This is a genomic window from Streptomyces sp. NPDC003943, assembly GCF_053605265.1.
In genome coordinates this window covers 25,770-46,248 of the sequence record NZ_JBSGIW010000023.1, presented here as the reverse complement: position 1 = coordinate 46,248, position 20,479 = coordinate 25,770, and the positions used below count along the sequence as shown (strand labels likewise).

18 protein-coding genes and 1 pseudogene are annotated in these 20,479 nt (G+C 74.0%); 9 read left to right on the top strand and 10 right to left on the bottom strand.

Going from position 1 to position 20,479, the window contains the following annotated elements; genetic code table 11:
- Positions 1 to 60: 60 nt before the first annotated feature.
- Together ACWEV0_RS12765 and ACWEV0_RS12760 are read right to left on the bottom strand one after the other, a co-directional pair.
- Positions 61 to 279, bottom strand: a pseudogene (locus ACWEV0_RS12765) (YiaA/YiaB family inner membrane protein); the annotation flags it as partial.
- A gap of 71 nt (positions 280 to 350) precedes the next feature.
- Positions 351 to 1,508, bottom strand: coding sequence for an acyl-CoA dehydrogenase family protein (locus ACWEV0_RS12760; RefSeq protein WP_453149015.1), 1,158 nt, complete (start codon positions 1,506 to 1,508; stop codon positions 351 to 353).
- Between the two features lie 76 nt (positions 1,509 to 1,584).
- Between ACWEV0_RS12760 and ACWEV0_RS12755 the strand changes: the two genes are divergently transcribed.
- From ACWEV0_RS12755 to ACWEV0_RS12740, 4 genes are all read left to right on the top strand, one after another.
- Positions 1,585 to 2,277 (top strand): TetR/AcrR family transcriptional regulator, encoded by a 693-nt coding sequence (locus ACWEV0_RS12755; protein WP_453149013.1) that lies wholly within the window; start codon positions 1,585 to 1,587, stop codon positions 2,275 to 2,277.
- On the top strand, positions 2,229 to 3,611 hold the full coding sequence (locus ACWEV0_RS12750; protein WP_453149011.1) for a HEAT repeat domain-containing protein: 1,383 nt from the start codon (positions 2,229 to 2,231) through the stop codon (positions 3,609 to 3,611). The genes ACWEV0_RS12755 and ACWEV0_RS12750 overlap by 49 nt, the downstream gene beginning before the upstream one ends.
- Before the next feature lie 18 nt (positions 3,612 to 3,629).
- Positions 3,630 to 4,337: an ArsR/SmtB family transcription factor gene (locus ACWEV0_RS12745; protein WP_453149009.1), complete on the top strand. Its 708-nt coding sequence runs from the start codon at positions 3,630 to 3,632 to the stop codon at positions 4,335 to 4,337.
- Positions 4,338 to 4,411: 74 nt separating this feature from the next.
- Complete coding sequence (locus ACWEV0_RS12740) at positions 4,412 to 5,329, top strand: DMT family transporter (protein ID WP_453149007.1); 918 nt, start codon at positions 4,412 to 4,414, stop codon at positions 5,327 to 5,329.
- Here ACWEV0_RS12740 and ACWEV0_RS12735 read toward each other — a convergent pair.
- The 7 genes from ACWEV0_RS12735 to ACWEV0_RS12705 form a co-directional block, all read right to left on the bottom strand.
- Complete coding sequence (locus ACWEV0_RS12735; RefSeq protein ID WP_453149005.1) at positions 5,326 to 6,405, bottom strand: Zn-dependent alcohol dehydrogenase; 1,080 nt, start codon at positions 6,403 to 6,405, stop codon at positions 5,326 to 5,328. The genes ACWEV0_RS12740 and ACWEV0_RS12735 overlap by 4 nt on opposite strands.
- A 44-nt stretch (positions 6,406 to 6,449) precedes the next feature.
- Positions 6,450 to 7,841: an aldehyde dehydrogenase family protein gene (locus ACWEV0_RS12730; RefSeq protein WP_453149003.1), complete on the bottom strand. Its 1,392-nt coding sequence runs from the start codon at positions 7,839 to 7,841 to the stop codon at positions 6,450 to 6,452.
- A 425-nt stretch (positions 7,842 to 8,266) separates the two neighbouring features.
- On the bottom strand, positions 8,267 to 9,046 hold the full coding sequence (locus ACWEV0_RS12725) for a class F sortase (RefSeq protein WP_453149001.1): 780 nt from the start codon (positions 9,044 to 9,046) through the stop codon (positions 8,267 to 8,269).
- The gene (locus ACWEV0_RS12720) at positions 9,033 to 9,680 is read right to left on the bottom strand and encodes a hypothetical protein (protein WP_453148999.1); all 648 of its coding nucleotides are present in this window, start codon (positions 9,678 to 9,680) and stop codon (positions 9,033 to 9,035) included. The genes ACWEV0_RS12725 and ACWEV0_RS12720 overlap by 14 nt, the downstream gene beginning before the upstream one ends.
- A 129-nt stretch (positions 9,681 to 9,809) precedes the next feature.
- Positions 9,810 to 11,276: a CitMHS family transporter gene (locus tag ACWEV0_RS12715; protein ID WP_453148997.1), complete on the bottom strand. Its 1,467-nt coding sequence runs from the start codon at positions 11,274 to 11,276 to the stop codon at positions 9,810 to 9,812.
- A gap of 125 nt (positions 11,277 to 11,401) precedes the next feature.
- A complete protein-coding gene (locus tag ACWEV0_RS12710; protein ID WP_453148996.1) occupies positions 11,402 to 13,642 on the bottom strand; it encodes a molybdopterin oxidoreductase family protein in 2,241 nt (746 codons plus the stop codon).
- A 71-nt stretch (positions 13,643 to 13,713) separates the two neighbouring features.
- Complete coding sequence (locus ACWEV0_RS12705; protein ID WP_453148994.1) at positions 13,714 to 14,343, bottom strand: TetR/AcrR family transcriptional regulator; 630 nt, start codon at positions 14,341 to 14,343, stop codon at positions 13,714 to 13,716.
- 165 nt (positions 14,344 to 14,508) lie between these two features.
- Here ACWEV0_RS12705 and hmgA point away from each other — a divergent pair, with 165 nt between their 5' ends.
- From hmgA to ACWEV0_RS12690, 3 genes are read left to right on the top strand one after another with little or no spacing between them, the layout of a single operon-like run.
- Positions 14,509 to 15,831, top strand: a complete 1,323-nt coding sequence (gene hmgA / locus ACWEV0_RS12700; RefSeq protein ID WP_453148992.1) for a homogentisate 1,2-dioxygenase — start codon at positions 14,509 to 14,511, stop codon at positions 15,829 to 15,831.
- Positions 15,832 to 15,872: 41 nt separating this feature from the next.
- On the top strand, positions 15,873 to 16,622 hold the full coding sequence (locus ACWEV0_RS12695) for a GntR family transcriptional regulator (protein WP_453148991.1): 750 nt from the start codon (positions 15,873 to 15,875) through the stop codon (positions 16,620 to 16,622).
- 43 nt (positions 16,623 to 16,665) lie between these two features.
- Positions 16,666 to 17,898 (top strand): type ISP restriction/modification enzyme, encoded by a 1,233-nt coding sequence (locus ACWEV0_RS12690; RefSeq protein ID WP_453148989.1) that lies wholly within the window; start codon positions 16,666 to 16,668, stop codon positions 17,896 to 17,898.
- A gap of 13 nt (positions 17,899 to 17,911) precedes the next feature.
- Here ACWEV0_RS12690 and ACWEV0_RS12685 read toward each other — a convergent pair whose 3' ends face one another.
- Positions 17,912 to 18,625: a TetR/AcrR family transcriptional regulator gene (locus ACWEV0_RS12685; protein WP_453148988.1), complete on the bottom strand. Its 714-nt coding sequence runs from the start codon at positions 18,623 to 18,625 to the stop codon at positions 17,912 to 17,914.
- 87 nt (positions 18,626 to 18,712) lie between these two features.
- On the opposite strand from ACWEV0_RS12685, the gene ACWEV0_RS12680 reads away from it, so the two are divergent.
- Both ACWEV0_RS12680 and ACWEV0_RS12675 read left to right on the top strand, forming a co-directional pair.
- On the top strand, positions 18,713 to 19,696 hold the full coding sequence (locus tag ACWEV0_RS12680; protein ID WP_453148986.1) for an ATP-binding cassette domain-containing protein: 984 nt from the start codon (positions 18,713 to 18,715) through the stop codon (positions 19,694 to 19,696).
- Positions 19,693 to 20,469, top strand: a complete 777-nt coding sequence (locus tag ACWEV0_RS12675) for an ABC transporter permease (RefSeq protein WP_453148985.1) — start codon at positions 19,693 to 19,695, stop codon at positions 20,467 to 20,469. The genes ACWEV0_RS12680 and ACWEV0_RS12675 overlap by 4 nt, the downstream gene beginning before the upstream one ends.
- Positions 20,470 to 20,479: the final 10 nt, after the last annotated feature.

Below are 20,479 nucleotides of genomic sequence, written 5' to 3'. Positions count from 1 at the left end.
AAGGACGAACACCATACAACGAAGCTGAGCAAGCGCTTAGGGTTCGGCGGCTCAGAGCTGCTCCTGGCGGTCGCGGACGACCTTGGAGAGCGTGAACGCGGACGTGGTGAGGTAGAGGACCGCGACGGCGAGGAAGGCACGGACCCAGGCGCTGGCCTCCAGCTTGTAGATCCCCACGGTCACGGCCAGCAGGGCGAGCCCGAAGGAGATGACGGCCTGCATGTAGTAGGCGGCGGTGTTCTGCTGCTTCATCTGCGGCTTGACCGGATATTCGCTCATGACGGACAGCATCGGGCGGATGCGGCCGGGGCCGCATCCGCCCGGCTACTCAGCCGCGCACCGCCGGCTACTCAGAACGCCGACACACCCGTCAGCGCCCGCCCGATGATGAGCTTCTGGATCTGGCTGGTGCCCTCGTAGAGGGTCATCACGCGGGCGTCCCGCAGCAGCTTGCCGACCGGGTACTCGTCGATGTAGCCATAGCCGCCGAAGACCTGGAGGGCGTTGTTGGCCGCGCGGACGGCGGCCTCGGAGGCGTACAGCTTGGCCTTGGACGCGGCCGTGGCGAACTCCTCGCCGCGGTCGACCAGATCGGCGACCCGCCAGGTGAGCAGCCGGGCCGCGTCCACGTCGACCGCGATGTCGCTGATCAGCTCCTGGACCAGCTGGTACGAGGCGATGGGCTTGCCGAACTGCTCGCGCTCCCCGGCATAGCGCACCGCCGCGTCCAGGGCGGCCTGGGCGATGCCGACGCAGCCGGCGGCGACCGACATCCGGCCCTTGGCGAGCGCGGACATGGCGACGGCGAAGCCCTTGCCCTCGGGGCCGAGCAAGGCGCTCTCGGGGACGCGGACGTCCTGGAGGACCAGTTCGGCGGTGGCCTGGCCGCGCAGGCCGAGCTTGCCGTGGATGGTGCGACGGGTGAGGCCCGGGGTGTCGGTGGGGACGAGGAAGGCGGAGACGCCCTTGTGGCCGGGGGTGTCGTTGGTGCGGGCGAAGAGCAGCACCACGTCGGCCCAGGTGCCGTTGGTGATGAACATCTTGCCGCCGTTGACGACGTACGTGCCGGTGGCGGGGTCGTGGACCGCCCGGGTGGTGAGGTTTCCGGCGTCGGAGCCGGTGCCCGGCTCGGTGAGGCCGAAGCAGCCGAGGGCGTCGCCGGCGGTGAGCCGGGGCAGCCACTCCCGCTTCTGCTCCTCGCTGCCCCAGGCGGCGATGGTCTTGGTGACCAGGCCGAGGGAGACGGACACGATGCCGCGGACCGAGGAGTCGCCACGGCCGAGCTCCTCGGTGACGAGGCAGTACGAGAGGTGGTCGCCGCCCGAGCCGCCGTACTCCTCCGGGATGGTGAGGCCGAGGAAGCCGACGGCGCCGAGCTTCTTCACGAGGGACCGGTCGACGTTCTCGGCGCGGTCCCACTCGACGACGTGCGGGGTGATCTCGCGGGCGACGAAGTCCTCGGCGAGCCGCCGGACCGCCTCCTGCTCCGCACTGAGCTCCAGATTCATCGCGCCACCCTCCGCCTCGCCGTCCGCCCGTTAATTACCACTGCTAGTTTTATGGGCCACGCCTACTATGTGCGCCATGGCCCGACCGCGCAAGCCCCTCCTCAGCCGTGACCTGATCGTCGACACGGCGGGCGCGCTCGTGGACGCCGAGGGGCTCGCCGCCCTCTCCACCCGGCGTCTCGCGGCCGAGCTCGGGGTCAGCGGGCCCTCGCTCTACAACCACTTCCGCACCAAGGACGAGATCCTGGACGCCGTCGCGGACGCGGTGAGCGCCAAGGTCGACCTGTCGATGTTCGCGCCGGAGGACCCGCGGGACTGGCGCACGGCCCTGCACGACTGGGCGGTCTCCTACCGCGCCGCGCTCGCCGACCACCCGCACCTGGTCCCGCTGCTCGCCCAGGGCCCCGGCCGCCGCCCGGCCGGCCTGAAGGTCGCCGACGCCGTCTTCGGCGCGATGGTCCGCGCGGGCTGGCCGCCGGCCCAGGCCACGTACATCGGCGCGCTCATGCGCTACTTCGTCACCGGCTCCGCGCTCGGCTCCTTCGCCCGCGGCTTCGTCGACGACGAGACCGCCTACGACCCGGCCGACTACCCTCACCTGGGGCAGGCCCACCTGCTCGCGGAGCGGCGCGAGAAGGTCGACGAGGGGGCGTTCACGACGGGGCTGCGGGCGCTGCTCGACGGTCTGCAGACGCAGTACGACACGGGGGTGCGGGACGAGTGGGGGACACGACAGGGCTCGGAGCAGAGCTCGGAGCGGAGCTCGTAGCGGCGGTACGGGCGGGCCACGAGGACGGCGTGGTGCGTCTGCTCGACAAGGGCGCCGATCCGAACGCGCCGGCCGAGGACGGGCTGCCGGTGCTGTGCCTGGCGGTCGAGGCGTACGACGCGCCGGTCGCCGGCGCGCTGGTCGGCGCGGGCGCCGACCCGGACCGGGTGCTGCCGGACGGCACGACACCGCTGCTGCGGGCGATCGAGGGCGGCTCGTACGCGGTCTTCTCCGCGGTCAAGGGCCGCGACCCGGGCCTGCGGCTGCGCGGGCCCGCCGCGGACCGGGCGCTCGCCACGGCGCGGAGCCGGTACGAGCTGTCCCTGGCGGCGCCCGGGGAGCGGATCCGGGTGCCGGACGGCGAGTGGGGGCACGTCGACGAACTCACCCTGGACGGACGCACGGTGCGGGCCGGGTACGGGGCGATCCTGAGCGAGCTGGAATGGGCGCTGCGGATCCTGACGCCGGTGGAGGAGCTGGCCGACCGGGGCGCGGCTCATCCGGACCCGGATCACGTGGACTGGTGGGCCACCCTCTATGTGCTCACCCGGCGGCGCAGCAGGCGGACCTGGTCGGCGGTCGCGGCGCTGCGGCACCATCCCGGCCCCGGTCACCGGCGGTTCGCCGCGGACGTCCTTCGGTGCACGACGCTGTTCGAGGACGGCACCGTGCCTTCGTACGAGCGGGAGACGAGCGAACTCCTCGCCGGCTGGGCGGCCGAGGAGACCGACCCCGAGGTCCTCGCGGCCGTGCTGCTCGCGTGGGCGTCCGAACACGAACACCCGGAGATGGCCGCGGCCGGGCTGCGGTACGCCGACCACCCGAGCCCGGACGTCCGCGCGGCCGTGCCGGGCTGCCTGGAAGCGGATCCGGCGGAACCCCGGGCCCGGGCCGCGCTCCTGGTCCTGGCGCGGGACGGGGCCGCGGAGGTGCGCCGTACCGCGTGCGGCGTCCTCGGCCGGGCCCACGACGGGTCCGCCGACGTCCGGGCGGCGCTGCTCGCCCTGGCCCGGGACGAGGACGACGAGGTGCGGTGGGGAGCGGCGGTGGGGCTGGCGGACTCCGACGACCGGGCGCCGGAGGTGGCCGACGCGCTCGCCGCGCTGGCCGGCGAGGAGCACCAGCGGGTACGGGTCGTCGCCGCGTACGGTCTGATGCGGCGCGACGACCCGCGTACCGCGGCCGCGTACGAGCAGGTCGGGCCCTACACCCCGGAGCTGGAGCACGACCACCGCTGGTCCGGGCTGTGGAACTGGAACTGGCAGCGCACGCACGCCCCGACCGACACTTCGGCCGACCCGTCCGCCGACACTTCGGCAGTAGCCGAAGGGTGACCGCGGCATCCTGAGGACATGGCACCCAAAGACCTCGCCGCCCTCGCCGCCCTCTTCGCCGACGAGACCCGCGCCGGCTTCCTGCTCGCCCTGCTCGACGGCCGGGCCTGGACGGCCGGGGAGCTGGCGCGGCAGGCCGGAGTGGCCGCGTCGACCGCCAGCGAGCACCTGGGCAAGCTGGTCGCGGGCGGGGTCCTCGCCGAGGAACGGCAGGGCCGGCACCGGTACGTACGCCTCGCCGACCCCGGCATCGCACACCTCGTCGAGGACCTGGCCGCCCGCTCCGAGCCGGCCGTGCCCGAGCCGCCGCGGACCCTGCGGGCCGCGAGCGCCGGGCAGGCGATGGCGCGCGGACGGACCTGCTACGACCATCTCGCCGGCCGGCTGGGCATCGCCATCACCGAGGCCATGACCGAGCGCGGGCTGCTCCGTCAGGACACCGGGTTCGCGCTCACCGACGGCGGCCTGGCCTGGTTCGCGGACCTGGGCATCCCGCTCGTGCCCGCCGCCGGCGGCAAGGGGCGGCGGCCGGTCGCCCGCGGCTGTCTGGACTGGACCGAGCGCAAGCCGCACCTGGCGGGCCTCGCGGGCGCGGCGCTCTGCCGGCACGCGATGGACGCCGGCTGGTGCGTACGGATCGGCTCCGAGCGGGCGGTGAAGGTGACCGCGGCCGGAGAGCGGGCGCTGGAGGCCGCGCTCGGCATCGCTCCGGCGGTGCTGAGGTGAGCCGCGCCCGGCCGGGCGCCGTCCCGCGCGATATTGCGGTGACCGCCGAACGATCGGCGCCCTACGGTCGTCCCATGCCGAACCGAACCTCCCGTCTCGCGCTCGCCGCCGCCGGTGTCACCGTCGTCCTGTGGTCCTCCGCCTTCGTCGCCATCCGCAGCGCCGGCGCCGCCTACTCCCCCGGCGCCCTCGCCCTGGGCCGACTGCTCGCCGGTGCGCTCGTGCTCGCGGTCGTCCTCGTCATACGGCGGGAGGGACTGCCGCCGCGCGCCGCCTGGCGCGGGATCGTGATCTCCGGACTGCTCTGGTTCGGCGCCTACATGGTGGTGCTCAACTGGGGCGAGCAGGAGGTCGACGCGGGCACGGCCGCGATGGTCGTGAACATCGGCCCGATCCTGATCGCGCTGCTCGGCGCCAAGGTGCTCGGCGAGGCACTGCCGCCGCGGCTGCTCGCGGGCATGGGGGTGTCCTTCGCGGGCGCGGTCGCGGTGGGCCTGTCGATGTCGGGCGGGTCGGGCGGCGGGCACGCGTCCGTCCTCGGCGTGGTGCTCTGTCTGCTCGCGGCGGTGGCGTACGCGGGCGGGGTCGTCGCCCAGAAGCCGGCGCTCGCGCACGGCAGCGCGCTGCAGGTGACGACCTTCGGGTGCCTGGTCGGCGCGGTGGCCTGTCTGCCGTTCGCCGGGCGGCTCGTCGAGGAGGTGGGCCGGGCCCCGCTGTCGGCGACCCTGAACATGGTCTACCTCGGTGTCTTCCCGACCGCGCTCGCCTTCACCACCTGGGCCTACGCCCTGGCCCGGACGACCGCCGGGCGGATGGGCGCGACGACGTACGCCGTGCCGGCCCTGGTGGTGCTGATGGCCTGGCTGTTCCTCGGCGAGCTGCCGGGGCTGCTCACGCTGGGCGGCGGCGCGCTGTGCCTGGCGGGTGTGGCGGTGTCGCGGTCCCGGCCGAAGGCCCCCGTGGTGCCGTCGGCCGGGACCGTGCGGGGCTAGAAGACGACCAGCGCGCGTCCGCCCCTGCCCGCCAGCATGTTCTCGAAGGCGCCCGGGATGCCGTCCAGGGTGATGCGTTCGGTGACCATGGCGCCGAGGTCGAGGCGGCCGGCCCGGATGTGCTCGGCGAGCACGGGCAGGTCCTCGGCCGGGTTGGAGTTGCCGTAGACGCAGCCGGACAGGGTGCGGCCCCAGTGGAAGATCTCCAGGGCGTTGAAGGTGACCTGCTGGTCCTTGCCGCCGATGCCGACGACCGTGGTGCGGCCGCCGCGCCGGGTGGCGTCCCAGGCGGTACGGATGGTGGCGGCGCGGCCGACGCACTCGACGGCCACGTCGACGCCGTGGCCGCCGGTCAGCTTCCGGATGTCCTTGGCGGTGGTGTCGGAGGCGACGACGTACTCGGTGGCGCCGGCGGCCCGGGCCAGCGCCTCCTTCTCGGGCGACACGTCGACGGCGACGATGGTGGACGCCCCGGCGATCCGGGCGGCCTGGAGGGTCGCCAGGCCGACGCCGCCGACGCCGAACACGGCGACGGTCTCGCCCGCGCGGACCCGGGCGGAGTGGTGGACGGCGCCCCAGCCGGTGAGCACGGCGCAGCCGAGCAGCGCGGCCTCGGTGAGCGGCACGCCGTCCGGCACGGGCAGCACGCAGTTCGCGGCGACGACGGTCTCCTCGGCGAAGGCGGCGACGTTGAGCCCCGGGTGGAGCTCGGTGCCGTCCTCGGTGCGGGTGTAGACGTTCGCGGAGCCGGTGAGGGCGTTGGCGCACAGCCACACCTCGCCGAGCGAGCAGGGGTGGCAGGCGCCGCAGGACGGCGCCCAGTTGAGGACGACGCCGTCACCGGGTGCCACGTGGGTGACGCCCTCGCCGACGGAGACGACCGTGCCCGCGCCCTCGTGGCCGAGGACGGCGGGGACGGGCACCCGCATGGTGCCGTTGGACAGCGACAGGTCGGAGTGGCAGACCCCGGCGGCGGCGAGGCGGACCCGGACCTGGCCGGGGCCGGGCTCGGGCAGTTCGATGCCGGTGATCTCCAGCGGAGAGCCGACGGCGGGCAGGACGGCGGCGCGGATCACGCGTGGGGCTCCTTCGGGTGGCTGCGGCCGGGACGGTACGGCGCTCAGAACTGCAGGGACTTGGTCTGGAGGTACTCGGCCAGGCCGTGCGCGCCGAGTTCGCGGCCGACGCCGGACTGCTTCCAGCCACCGAACGGGGCCAGCGGGTTGAACCGGCCGCCGTTGATGTCGACCTGGCCGGTCTCCATGCGGCGGGCGAAGGCGACGGCCTCCGCCTCCTCGCCCCAGACCGCGCCGGCGAGCCCGTAGACGGTGCCGTTGGCGATGGCGAGGGCGTCCGCCTCGTCCTCGTACCGGATGATCGAGACGACCGGGCCGAAGATCTCCTCCTGGGCGATCGTCATCCCGGGCGTGACGTCGGCGAAGACGGTCGGGGCCACGTAGTAGCCGGTCTCGCGCGGGGCCTCGGGGCCGCCGGCGACCAGCCGCGCGCCCTCGGCGAGGCCCTGCTCGATGTAGCCGCGGACCCGGTCGCGCTGCTTGGCGTTCACGAGCGGGCCGACGCGCTCGCCCGGCACGTACTTGGCGACGGCGGCCGCGGCGAGGGCGACGGCCTCCTCGTACCGGTCGGTGTGCACCAGCATCCGGGTCCAGGCGCTGCAGGTCTGCCCCGAGTTGGACATGACGTTGGCGACGCCGACGGCGACGGCCTTGCCGAGGTCGGCGCTGGGCAGGATGACGTTGGCGGACTTGCCGCCGAGTTCCAGGGCGACCCGCTTGACCGCGCCGCCCGCGAGGGCGCCGATCTTCCTGCCGACGGCCGTGGAGCCGGTGAAGGAGACGAGGTCCACGTCCGGGTGCTCGGCGAGCGCCTGCCCCGCGACCGTGCCGAGGCCGGTGACCAGGTTGAAGACACCGGCCGGGAGGCCGGCCTCGTGCACCGCCTCGGCGAACAGCTGGGCGGTCAGCGGGGTGTCCTCGGCCGGCTTGAGCACGACGGTGCAGCCGGCGGCGAGCGCCGGGGCGACCTTGGCGACGATCTGGTGCAGCGGGTAGTTCCAGGGCGTGATCGCGGCGACCACGCCGACCGGCTCGGAGTAGACCGTCGAATTGCCGACCTTCTCCTCGAAGGGGTGGCTCGCGGCGAGTTCGGCGTACGAACCGGCGACGGCGATCGGCAGCCCGGCGTGCACGGCGGCGGCGAGCTGCGGGGGCGCGCCGAGCTCGGTGGTGACGGTGGCCGCGATCTCCTCGGCACGGGCGGCGAGCGCGTCCCGCAGCGCGGTGAGGCGGGCGGCCCGCTCGGCGGGCGCCGTCGCGGCCCAGCCGGCCAGCGCGGCCCGGGCGGCGCGGACGGCGGCGTCGACGTCCTCGGCGTTACCGGCCGGGACATGGGCGACGACCTCTTCGGTGGCCGGATCGATCACGGCGATCGTCTCGGCGGAGGCGGCGGGCCGCCACGCGCCACCGATGTACATGCCGTCGTGGGCCTTCATCAGCGGTGTCTCCTCTGGTCTCGGGGGTGTGCTGCCGGCGCCGGCCAGGTCGTTGCCGCTGACACCGACCGTCCAAACTAGCGCTGTTAGTTTTCCGGCGCCAGGCCCCTCCGCCTGCTCTCCCTGCTACGGACCGATCCTCGCCTCCGCCCCGCGCCCTGTCCACGGCCCGGCCGGACAGCCGTACCGCCCGCGAACTGGCGGGTTCCGCCTTGCCCGGGGGCCGGAGCCGGTAATTCCGCAGTGACGGCACGGCACCGGCGCCGGAGGAGACGGCACGGCTGCCGGGCGAGGCGCTCGCAGAGCCGGAGCGCGCGGCGACACGGGCGGCGGGAGGGCGGGGTGCTCGAGGCGGAACCGCCGTACTCGGGGCGCGGACGGCCCCGCCGGCCGCCCCGTCCCGTACCCCCGGCCCCCTCTCCCTCTCAGATCTTCCGGTCCACCCCGGTCAGATGCGCGAACACCACGATGTTCGCCTCGTAGCCGTCCTTCCGGCTGAAGGTCCCGCCACAGGTGAGGAGACGGAGTTCGGGGCGGGTGGTGGCGCCGTAGACCTCGGAGTCGGGGAAGGACGACTTGGCGTACGTACGGACGCGGTCGACCGTGAAGACGGCGACGCGGCCGTCGGCGCGGGCGACGCGGACGGTGTTGCCGGGGTTGAGCGAGTTGAGGTTGAGGAAGATCGCCGGACCGGTGCGGGTGTCGCGGTGGCCGACGACGACCGCGGTGCCGCGTTCGCCGGGGGTGACGCCGTTCGCGTACCAGCCGACGACCCGGGGGTTGTCCACGGGCGGGGTGCCGAGGCGGCCGGAGGCGTCGACGTCGAGGCCGACGACGGGCGCCTCGATGGTGATCGCGGGGACGGCGAGGGTGGTGGGCCGGGAGCGGCCCAGAGGCGCGGGCGGCGGCTGCGGCCTGGGCTCGGGGCGGGAGGCCGGGCGGGGCCGGGTCCGGTGGACCGGAGCCGCCCCGCCGTGCACGGCGGGCCCCGCGGCGAGCGCGGGGCCGGGCGATGAGCCGTCGTCCTGGGCCCACCAGACACCGGCGGTGACCAGGGACATGGTCACGACGACGGTACGGGCGAGCCGGACGAGCCGGCGCTGCCGGCGGGTGGTGCGGCCGCGCGGGCGGGGGCGGCGCCCGCCGGCCGGGACCCGGCCGGCGGTGGCCGTCCCGCGCGGGGGAGCGGACCTACGCGGCGCCATCGGTGCGGCGGCGCGAGCGGCGGATGAGGATCAGGCCGGCGGTGCCCGCGAGAGCCGCGGCGATGGCCGATCCGACGCCGAAGGCGGCGCTGTCGTCCGCGGGGGCCGTGGTGTCGGCCGCGCCACCGCCGCCGGCCCCGACCGGTCCGTGCGGCGGCTTGTGGTGGCCGTGGCCACCGGTGCTTCCGCCGTTGGTGTTGCCGCCGGGACCGCCGCCGGGCGGGCAGTCGACCTTGAAGACCTTGTGCTTGCCGGCGCCGTGTTCGCCCTCGAAGGTCCAGGTCAGCTTGTACATGCCGTTCGGAAGGCCGAGCTCACCGGTGTGGCCCTTGCCGCTGTTGAGGGTGATGTGGCCGCTGAGGCTCGGCGAGTCGGCCTTGGGCGGCTGCGGAACGATCGTCCAGTCGACTTCCTGGAGGGTGTCGAAGTCGAAGGCGTCGAGGTAGAACCGGCAGACCTTGGGCTCGTCCCGCTCGTCGTCGACGGGTGTGCCCACGTTGTGGGTCTTGACGTCGCCGTTGTCGCCCGGGATCGGGGCGGCGAAGGCGGCGGGCGCGCCCGCCAGGGCGAAGGAGCCGAGGGCGAGCGCGGTCGCCGTGGTGGCGAGGAGAGGGCGGAGAGCCGGGACGGTCATGTGGGGTTCCTCCAGTCGTACAGATCTCGGAGATGCGAGCCGATAATCTGACTATTGGTCATCACATGACTACGGAGGGTGGCGACAGGGCCGTGCCACCCTCCGACATCCACCCGAACGAACCAGCGACTAGATGATCCCGAACAGGATGCCCGCGACGAGCACCACCAGCGAGGTCAGCGCCGCCCACTTGACGGTGAAGCGGGTGTGGTCGCCGAACTCCACCTTGGCCATGCCGACGAGCACGTACACCGCCGGGACCAGCGGGCTCGACATGTGCAGCGCCTGGCCGACGAGGGAGGCGCGGGCGATCTCCAGCGGGGACACGCCGTGGGCCGCGCCGGCCTCGGCGAGCACCGGCAGGACGCCGAAGTAGAAGCCGTCGTTGGACATGAAATAGGTCAGCGGCAGGCTGAGGAGACCGGTGACCAGGGCCATGTGCGGGCCCATGCCGTCCGGGATGGCGCCGACGAGCCAGTCGGCCATGTGCTTGACCATGCCGGTGCCGGTGAGGACACCAGTGAAGACGGCGGCGGCGAAGACCATGCCGGCGACGTTGAGGACGTTGTCGGCGTGGGCGGCGAGCCGGGCCCTCTGCGCGGCCATCTTCGGGAAGTTGACCGTCAGCGCGAGCGCGGCACCGAGCAGGAACAGCACCGGAATGGGCAGCCACTCCATGATCATCGCGGTGAGCAGTACGGCGGTGAGGCCGGCGTTGAACCAGTACAGCCTGGGCCGCAGCGTCTCGCGCTTCGGGTCGAGCCCCTGGAAGCCGTCCTCGCCCTGGGCGCCCTGCGTTCCCTGACCGCCCGCGGTGCCCTGGGCCTCGGCGTCGGCGTCGGCGGACAGGCCCGCGGCAGAGCCGCCCTTGGCGCTGTTCTTGCCCTCGCCCTTACGTCCGCCCTTGGTCCCGCCCTTGCCGCCGCCCGCGCCGACCAGGACCGTCTCGGTCTGCGGCGTCAGCACCGCGTCGAGGCTCAGGTAGCCGATGCGCTTGCGCTCGCGGCGGCCGAGGACGTAGGCGAGGACGAAGACGAAGACCAGGCCGACACCGAGCGCCGGGATCATCGGGACGAAGATGTCGGCGGCGTCCAGCTTGAGCGCGGTGGCCGCGCGGGCCGTCGGGCCGCCCCAGGGCAGCGTGTTCATGACGCCGTTGGCGGTGGCGGCGACACCCGTCATCACGACGAGGCTCATGCCCAGCCGCTTGTAGAGCGGGTACATCGCCGAGACCGTGATCATGAAGGTGGTGGAGCCGTCGCCGTCGAGCGAGACGATCGCGGCGAGCACCGCCGTACCGACCACGACCCGCACCGGGTCGGCCTTGCAGAAGCGCAGGATGCCCCGGACGATCGGATCGAAGAGGCCGACGTCGATCATGACGCCGAAGTAGACGATCGCGAACATCAGCATCGCGGCCGTGGGCGCCAGCTTGCCGACGCCCTCGATGACGTAGTCGCCCAGCTGGGCCCCTTGTCCGACGGCGACGCAGAAGAGCGCGGGTATGAGCACGAGCGCCGCGATCGGCGACATCTTCTTCGTCATGATCAGGACCAGGAAGGTCGCGATCATGGCGAAGCCGAGGATGGTCAGCATGGAGGACACCTCACGTCACGTTCACCCTTGAACTGCCGCCAGAGCGGCGGTGCGCATGACGGTAGGTGCCGCGTAAAGGCGTTAACAAGACGTTGACGCGTGAGCAATACGAGCAAAACCCCAGGTCACAGCACAGGTGATGAGTCGGGTCCCACCTGGACGGGGAAGCCGTTGAGGACGGCGGTGCCCGACAGCGGGTCGAGCCGGGAGCCGTCGAGGAGCTGGTTCACGTTGACTCCGGGGCGGGCGGTGGCGACCGCCGCCCGGGTGCCGGGGCGGTCGTGGCCCCAGCCGTGCGGGAGGCTGACGACACCCGGCCGTACGGCGTCGGTGATCTCGACCTCGGCGGTCAGCTCGCCGCCCTCGCCCTTGATCCGCGCGGGCGCGCCGGCGGTGAGCCCGAGGCGGTCGGCGTCCTCGGGGTGGACCTGGAGGGTGCAGCGGTTGGAGCCGCCGGTGAGGGCGGGGATGTTGTGGAGCCAGCTGTTGTTCGACCGGAGATGGCGGCGTCCGACGATCCGGAGGGTGCCGGCCTCGGGGACGTCGTGCAGGGCGGCGCGCAGCCGGGGCAGGTCGGCGGCGATCGGCGCGGGCAGCAGCTCGACCCGGCCGCTGCGGGTCTTGAGCAGGCCGGGCAGCCGCGGCTGGAGCGGGCCGAGGTCGATGCCGTGCGGGGCCGCGCGCAGGACGTCGAGGGTGAGGCCGTGGGAGCTCGCGTACGGGCCGAGGCGCAGCATCAGGTCGAGGCGCCGCTCGGGTCCGGTGGTGCCGGTGAGGCGGGCGGCGACGGCCTTCGGGTCCTCGCCGTGCACCGGCGAGTGCTCCTGGGTGACGGCCTTGGCGAGGGTGGTCTCGATGGCGAGGTCGTCGACGGCGGAGGGCGGGGCGCCGTTCATGCCGGACACGGCGAGGATCAGCCGGGCGTGGATCTCGCACTCGTCCATGCGGCCCTCGGCGAGCGGGACGGCCGCGGGCGTGTAGCGGACCTGGTTGCGGACGGCGAACTGGTTGAAGGCGAAGTCGAAGTGCGCGCTCTGCGAGGGCGGCGGCGGGGGCAGGACGACGTCGGCGTGGCGGGTCGTCTCGTTGAGGTACGGGTCGACGGCGACCATGAAGTCGAGGGAGTCGAGCGCCGCGTCGAGGCGCCGTCCGTCGGGGGCGGACAGGACGGGGTTGGCGGCGACGGTGATCAGCGCGCGGACGCGCCCTTCGCCCGGGGTCCGCTCGGGGGTGTCGATCTCCTCGGCGAGGGCGGCGAGCGGCAGTTCGCCCTTGGCCTCGGGGTGCCCGGAGACCCGGCTGGTCCAGCGGCCGAGCGCGAAGCCCTTGCCGGGGCCGGCGGGGCGGGGCGCGGCGGCGGTGGCGGAGAGCGGGAAGAGGGCGCCGCCGGGCCGGTCGAGATTGCCGGTGAGGACGTTGAGGACGTCGACGAGCCAGTTGCCGAGGGTGCCGTACGCGACGGTGGAGGAGCCCATCCGGCCGTAGACGGCGGCGGTCGGCGCGGCGGCCAGTTCGCGGGCGGTGGCACGGATGGTGTCCGCGGCCAGGTCGCAGGCCGCGGCGACGACTTCGGGGCTGAACTCCCTTACCGCGTCCCGTACTTCTTCCACACCCTGCACGTGGTCGGCGAGGGCGCCGAGGCGCACCAGGTCCTCGGCGAAGAGGGTGTGGACGAGCGCGGCGAGGAGGAGGGCGTCGGTGCCGGGGCGCGGGGCGAGGTGGCGGTCGGCGAGGCGGGCGGTGCGGGTGCGGCGCGGGTCGACGACGGTGAGGGTGCCGCCGCGGCGGCGCAGGGCCTTGAGGCGGCCGGGGAAGTCGGGGGCGGTGCAGAGACTGCCGTTGGAGTCCAGCGGGTTGGCGCCGAGTATCAGGAGGTGGTCGGTGCGGTCGAGGTCGGGCACCGGGACGGCGAAGGCGTCGCCGAAGAGCAGTCCGCTGGAGACGTGCTTCGGCATCTGGTCGAGCGTGGAGGCGGTGAAGAGGTTGCGGGTGCGCAGGGCGCCGATGAGGAGCGGCGGGTAGAGGGCGCCGGCCACGGTGTGCACGTTGGGGTTGCCGAGGACGAGGCCGACGGCGTTCGGGCCGTGCTCCTCGATCAGCGGGCGGATGCGGGCGGCGATGAGGTCGAAGGCCTCGTCCCAGGCCGCCTCGCGCAGGGTGCCGCCGGCGGTGCGGACGAGGGGGCGGGTGAGCCGGTCGGGATCGGCGTCGATCTCGGGGAAGGCGGCGCCCTTGGGGCAGACGAAGCCCCGGCTGAAGACGTCGTCGCGGTCACCGCGGGCGGCCGTGACCCGGTCGCCGTCGAGGGTGAGGGTCAGCCCGCAGGTCGCTTCACACAGGGGGCAGATGCGCAGGGCGGTGGACATGACGGTCTCCCTGGGGCGGCGGCGCGCGGACGAGCGCGAGCATACCGACCGGTAGGGAGGTGGAACAGGGCTCAGCGCAGGGCGGGTGCCAGATAGGCGTGCAGGAGTTCGCGGGTCTCCGCGACGAGGTCCGGGTCGCCGGCGGGGTCGACGAGGAAGGCGCGTTGGAGCAGCGCGTCGGTGGCCTCGACGCCGACGAGGATCTTGCGGCGCAGGGTCGGGTCGGCCGGGCGGCCGAGGGGCGGGGCCAGCAGGGCGCAGATGCGGTCGGCGACGAGGTGGTTGGGGTGCTCCTCGCCGGCCTCGTCGGGGCCGGGCGGGCCGAAGTCGACCAGGCCGAAGCCGGGCACGGTCCGCTTCATCTCCAGGTACGCGTCGAGGACGGTGTCGATGGCGCTCAGCGCGTCGACGGCCGGCAGCGCGGCGAGGCCGGCGCCGATGCGGGCGGCATAGCTGTCGAGGTTGCGGTGGGCGAGGGCGGCGGTCATGGCCCGCTTGTTGCCGAAGAAGCGGTAGACGGAGCCGATGGGCACGCCCGCGCGGGCGGCGACGGCCCGGGTGCTCAGCTGCTCGTAACCGGTCTCGTCGAGGAGTTCGGCGCAGGCGTCGAGAATCCGGGCGAGACGGGCGGCGCTGCGCTGCTGCACGGGGGCGCGGCGGAGGGCGGGCCCGGGCACGGAGGACAGGTCGGTTCGGGGCACGGGGACATCATGCCGCTGAAGGCCTGGGCGGGCGACGGCCGGTCGCGGACGGCGCTCGGACGCAGTCCGGAGGCCACTGGGCCCCCGGGCACCGTTGACGTGACCGGGAGCGGAATCCTACGGTCATGCATAGGATTGTTGTGAGCGTCAGGACAGGAGCACACGATGCACGCGCTGAACGCGGAACAGGCCACCAAGACGGCCGACGCACTGACCTACAGCACGGGATTCGGCAACGAACACAGCACCGAGGCCGTCCCGGGCGCCCTCCCCGACGGACGCAACTCGCCGCAGCGGGCGCCGCTCGGGCTCTACGCGGAGCAGCTGAGCGGCAGTGCCTTCACCGAGCCCCGGGCGCACAACCGGCGCTCGTGGCTTTACCGGATCCGCCCCTCGGCCGCCCATCCGCCGTTCGTCCGGATCGACAACGGCGCCGTGCGCAGCGCGCCCTTCACCGAGACCGTGCCGGACCCGAACCGGCTGCGCTGGAACCCGCTGCCGGAGCCGGCCGCCGGTACGGACTGGCTGGCGGGCCTGTGGACGCTCGGCGGCAACGGCGACGCGGCCCAGCGCGCCGGCATGGCCGTGCACCTGTACCACGCGAACGCGCCGATGGAGCGGGTCTTCAGCGACGCCGACGGCGAGCTGCTGATCGTCCCCGAGCGCGGCGGTCTGCTGCTCCGCACCGAGCTGGGCCTGCTCGCGGTCCGGCCCGGCGAGGTCGCGCTGGTCCCGCGCGGGGTCCGGTTCCGCGTCGAGCTGCTCGACGACACGGCCCGCGGCTATGTCTGCGAGAACTACGGCGCTCCCTTCCAGCTCCCCGACCTCGGCCCGATCGGCGCCAACGGCCTGGCCAACGCCCGTGACTTCCGGGCGCCGGTCGCCGCGTACGAGGACGTCGAGGGCCCGGTCGAGGTCGTCAACAAGTACTGCGGCAACCTCTGGTCCGCGACCTACGACCACTCGCCGCTGGACGTCGTCGCCTGGCACGGCAACCACACCCCGTACGTCTACGACCTGCACCGGTTCAACGTCATCGGGACGATCTCCTACGACCACCCCGACCCGTCGATCTTCACCGTGCTGACCTCGCCGTCCGACACTCCCGGCCTCGCGGGCGTCGACTTCGTCGTCTTCGCCCCGCGCTGGCTGGTCGGCGAGGACACCTTCCGGCCGCCGTACTTCCACCGCAACGTGATGAGCGAGTACATGGGCCTGATCGAGGGCGCCTACGACGCGAAGGCGGAGGGCTTCGTGCCGGGCGGCGGCTCGCTGCACAACATGATGTCGGCGCACGGCCCGGACCGGGAGACCTTCGACAGGGCGAGCGCCGCCGAACTGAAGCCGCAGAAGATCGACGACGGTCTGGCCTTCATGTTCGAGACCCGCTGGCCGGTCACCGCCACCGCCCAGGCGGCCGGGGCCGACCACCTGCAGCAGGGTTACGACGACGTATGGCAGGGTCTGGAGCGCCACTTCCGGCCGTGAGGCCCGGGCCCATCGTCGTCGTACGGAGTACGGAGAGAGCCGTGACCGCCTTCGCCCCCGACTCGCTGGTCCTGAACCGGAAGCTGCCGCTCTGGTACCAGGTCTCGCAGTCGCTGCGCGCCTCCATACTGGGCCGCACCCCCGACGCCTCGCTGCGGCTGCCCACCGAGGAGCAGCTCGCCGCGCACTACGGCGTGAGTGTGCTGACCATGCGCCAGGCCCTCAAGGAGCTGGAGGAGGAGGGCCTGATCAGCAGGCACCGGCGGCGCGGCACCTTCATCGAACCGGGCGCCCGGCGCTCCACCCCGCGTCGACTGCTCGGCTCGATCGACGCGATCGTGGCCCAGCAGTCCGGTGAGCGGACCACCGTTCTCGGCCACGGCACCGAGCCGGTGCCCGGCGAGCTCGCCGAGTACTTCCCGCAGCTCGACGAGGTCGCCGTGTTCCGGCGGCTGCGCGCCGACGGCGAGAGCGGCGAGCCCACCAACTGGGCGGAGAACGCGGTGCTCCCGGAGATCGCCGCCGGCATCGATCCGGCCGATCTGGAGCGCTGGCCGATGACGAAGGTGCTGCGGGACGTCGTCGGGGTGAAGATCAGCCGGATCACCGACACGGTCGAGGCCCGGCTCGCCGACCCCGAGACCGCCCAGCTGCTCCAGGTGCCGCTGCTCTCGCCGATCCTGCACTACACGGGCGTGACCTACGACGACGAGGGCCGGGTCGTCGACGTGGCCCGGATCCGCTACCGCGGCGACCGCTTCTCGTTCACGGTGACGGTCGAAGCGCACTGAGGGCCGAAGACGGGGTGGAGGCCCACGGAGGGGCGTCGTTAGCATGCGGGGCGTGACGGAGGACCAGCCGCTGACCGACGCGCCCCTGCTCGACGACCTCATGCCGTGGTCCGTGGCCCCGCTGCGGCTCGGCCGCTCCTGGATCGTCGCCCCCGATCCGCGCACCCTGCGGGCCCGCTGGGGCCGTCTCGCCGCGGCGCGGGGCGCGGAGCGGGAGGCGCTGTTCCGGCCCAGCCGGGCGCGCACCCCGGCGAGTTCGGTGGCCGCGCTGCCCGGCCAGCGGACCGGCACGGTGCGGCTCGCCCGGGAACCCGGTCCCTGTCCGGAGCCCGTACGCCTCGCGCACGGGCCGTTCGACGAGCAGTGGCTGCTGCCGGACCACCGGCTGATCGACGCCGCGCGGCCGGAGCTGTGGCGGGTCGCCGACGAGCACCAGCTCTTCGCCGTGGAGCAGGGGTACGTGCCGGGCACGGCCGGTCCCGCGCTCCTGGTGACGGCCGCGCTGCCCGACGGCCGCTCCCCCTCGGGCCGCCCCGGCCGGATCCGTCCGCTGTTCCGCCGGCCCGGTGGCCTGGAGCCGAATCTGACGCCCGGACTGCTGCCGCTGCTGGGCGCGCGGTACGGGTACGGGGTCGGCGCCGCGGACCTCGTGGCCTGGGCGGTCGCGGCGGGCGTCGCCTCCCCCGCCGGGTGCCGGGTGCCGCTGCCGGCGGACCCGGAGGTGTGGGCGGCGGGCGTGGCGCTGGGCCGCTCGCTCGTGGAGGTGCAGTTGCGCGGGGCCCGCGGCGGGGTCAGGCCACGGCTGCCGGGCGGGCGCCGGCCGTACGTACGGGCGGCGGTTCCGGCCCGGCCGACGACGCTCGCGTACGACCCGGCGGAGGAGGTGCTGGTCATCGGCGACGGCAAGGCCGAGGGCCGGATCTCGCCGGTGCCGGCCGGGGCGTGGGAGTTCGAGGTCGGCGGGGTGCGGATGGTCGAGCAGTGGTTCGCGCACCGGACGGCGCCCGCCGAGCCGGGCAGCCTGGAGGCGATCGGGCCGGCGGCCTGGCCGCAGGAGTGGACCTCGGAGCTGCTCGAACTGATCACGGTGCTCGCGCTGCTCGCGGAGCGCGAGCCGGAGCGCGCGGCGCTCACGGCGCACGCGGTGGCGGACGGGGTGGGCCAGGGCGCGCTGCGGGCGGCGGGGGTGCTGCCCGTGCCGGGCGGGGCCCGTCGGCCCGCGTCCGTCCTCGACCATCAGGAGGAGGGCCCGGAGGGGCAGTTCATGCTGCTCTGAGCACCGCGGTCCGCTAGTCGCGCGGCTCGAAGGAGTCGAGGAGCCGGGCGATGGTCTGCTCGAAGATCTCGTCGGCGTCGATGGGGCCGGGGGACGCGGCGAGCAGCCCGGCGAGGTGCGGGTAGGCGCCGGTCATCACCTGCTGCATCAGGTACGCGCCGCGCACCGCCTGCTCCTCCTCCTCGCTCCAGGGCAGGCCGCGGGCGCGCTCCGCGATGGCCTGCTCGTTGCGGACGGTGGCCATGACGGTGCCGTTGACCAGGGCGATGAGCTGCATCTTCAGGCCGGGCGCCACGTCGAGCGGTGCCAGGCAGCCCAGGCACCACTCCAGATAGCGCAGGGCGTTCGGGCTGAAGCCGTAGGCGGTGGTCATGACCCGGGTGAGCCAGGGGTGCCGGTACATGATCGCGCGGGTCTGCCGGGCGAGTCCCGTCATGTCGGCGCGCCAGTCGCCGCTGGGCTCGCCGAGCTCGTACTCGCCGCTGACCGCGTCGACCATCAGCTCGTACAGGTCCTCCTTGCGCGGCACGTAGTTGTAGAGCGACATGGTGCCGCAGCCGAGGTCGGCGGCGATGCGGCGCATGGAGACGGCGTCGATGCCCTCGGCGTCGGCGATGCGGACGGCCGCGGCCACGATGTCGGCCCGGCTGTAGGCCGGCTTCGGTCCGCGGCCGGTGCGCTCGGGCCGCGCCCAGATCACTTCGGGTTCGGCCGCTCGGCCCGCCATCGCTCATCACCTCTGTCGCCCCTTCGGCGCCCATCGTAATGACGACACTGGTTACGTACACCGTACGTAGTGCGCTATGGTCGCGCCATGACTACTACGTACGCTGTACTTAGTGAGGGTCTGCAGAAGCGGTACGGGGACGTCCGCGCCCTGCGCGGGCTCGACCTCGCGGTGCCCGAAGGCACGGTCTGCGGAGTGCTCGGACCCAACGGAGCGGGCAAGACCACCGCCGTGCGGGTGCTGACCACGCTCCTCTCGCCCGACTCCGGGAGCGCCCGGGTGGCGGGGTGCGACGTGGTGCGCGACCCTGCGGGCGTGCGCGAGCGGATCGCGGTCACCGGGCAGTACGCCTCCGTCGACGGCGACCTGACCGGCGCCGAGAACCTGCGGCTCTTCGCCCGGCTGCTGCGCGCCCCGCGCTCGCGCGCCGACGAGCTGCTCGAACGCTTCGGTCTCGCCGAGGCCGCGAACCGCCCGGCCCGCACCTACTCGGGCGGCATGCGCCGCCGGCTCGACCTGGCCGCGAGCCTGATCGTCCGGCCGCGGGTGCTCTTCCTCGACGAGCCCACCACCGGGCTCGACCCGCGCAGCCGGAACGAGATCTGGGACGCCGTACGGGGGTTGGCGGGCCAGGGCACGACCGTGCTGCTCACCACGCAGTACCTGGAGGAGGCCGACCGGCTCGCCGACGACATCGTCGTGATCGACGAGGGCCGGGCCGCGCACCGGGGCACCCCGGCCGAACTCAAGGCGCTGATCGGCCACTACGCCGAGGTCGTCGTCGCCGACCCGGCCCAGCTGGAGGCCGCGGCCGCGGTGCTCGACCGGCTGACCGGCTCGGCCCCGGCCCTGGACGCCGAGGCCCGCACGGTGGGCGCGGTCACCACCGACACCACGCTCACCCTGCCGCGGATCGTGCGCGAGGCCGACGCGGCCGGCGTGCACCTGGTCGACGCCTCGCTGCGGCCGCCCACGCTCGACGAGGTGTTCCTGCGCCTCACCGGCCGCGTCTCCGGCCCCGCCCCCACCCACGACGACCGGCACGAGAAGCAGAAGGAGACCGCCGCATGAGCGCCCTCGTCCACGACGGAACCGCGATCCTCGGCCGGCACCTCCAGCGGATCCGGCACGCCCCGGCGCTGCCGCTCATGACCCAGACGATGCCGGTCGTCTTCCTGCTCTTCTTCGGTTACGTCTTCGGCTCCGCGCTCGCCATGCCGGGCGCCGACTACCGGGCCTACCTGGTACCGGGAATGCTGGTGGCGACGGCCGCGAACGGCATGATGACCGGCATGTTCCAGGCCGCCCAGGACACCCACCGGGGCGTGACGGACCGGCTGCGCGCGATGCCGGTGAGCCGGGCGGCGGTGCCGCTCGGGCAGTCGCTCGCCGACCTGGTCACCAGCGCGGTCGGCATGGTCCCGCTGGTCCTGGTCGGGCTCGCGATGGGCTGGCGGATCGAGGGCACGGCCCCGGAGGCGCTCGGGGCCTTCGGGCTGCTGCTGCTCTTCCGCTGCGCGATGACCTGGGTGGGGATCCTGTTCGGGCTCGCCTCGCGCAGCGAGGAGGCCGCGAGCCAGCTGGGCAGCGCCGTCTTCATGCTGCCGCTGATCTCCAACGCGTACATCCCGACCGGCGGAATGCCGGGCTGGCTGCGCACCATCGCGGAGTGGAACCCGATCTCGGCGGTGACGACGGCCGTACGGGAGCTGTTCGGGAACGCGGAGGTGCCGGCGGACGCGGCCTGGCCGGTGGCGCATCCGGTGGCCGGGGCGCTGCTGTGGTCGCTCGCCCTGATCGCGCTCTGCGCGCCGGCGGCGGTCAGGCGCTACGCCCGTACCTGAGGCCGTGGCC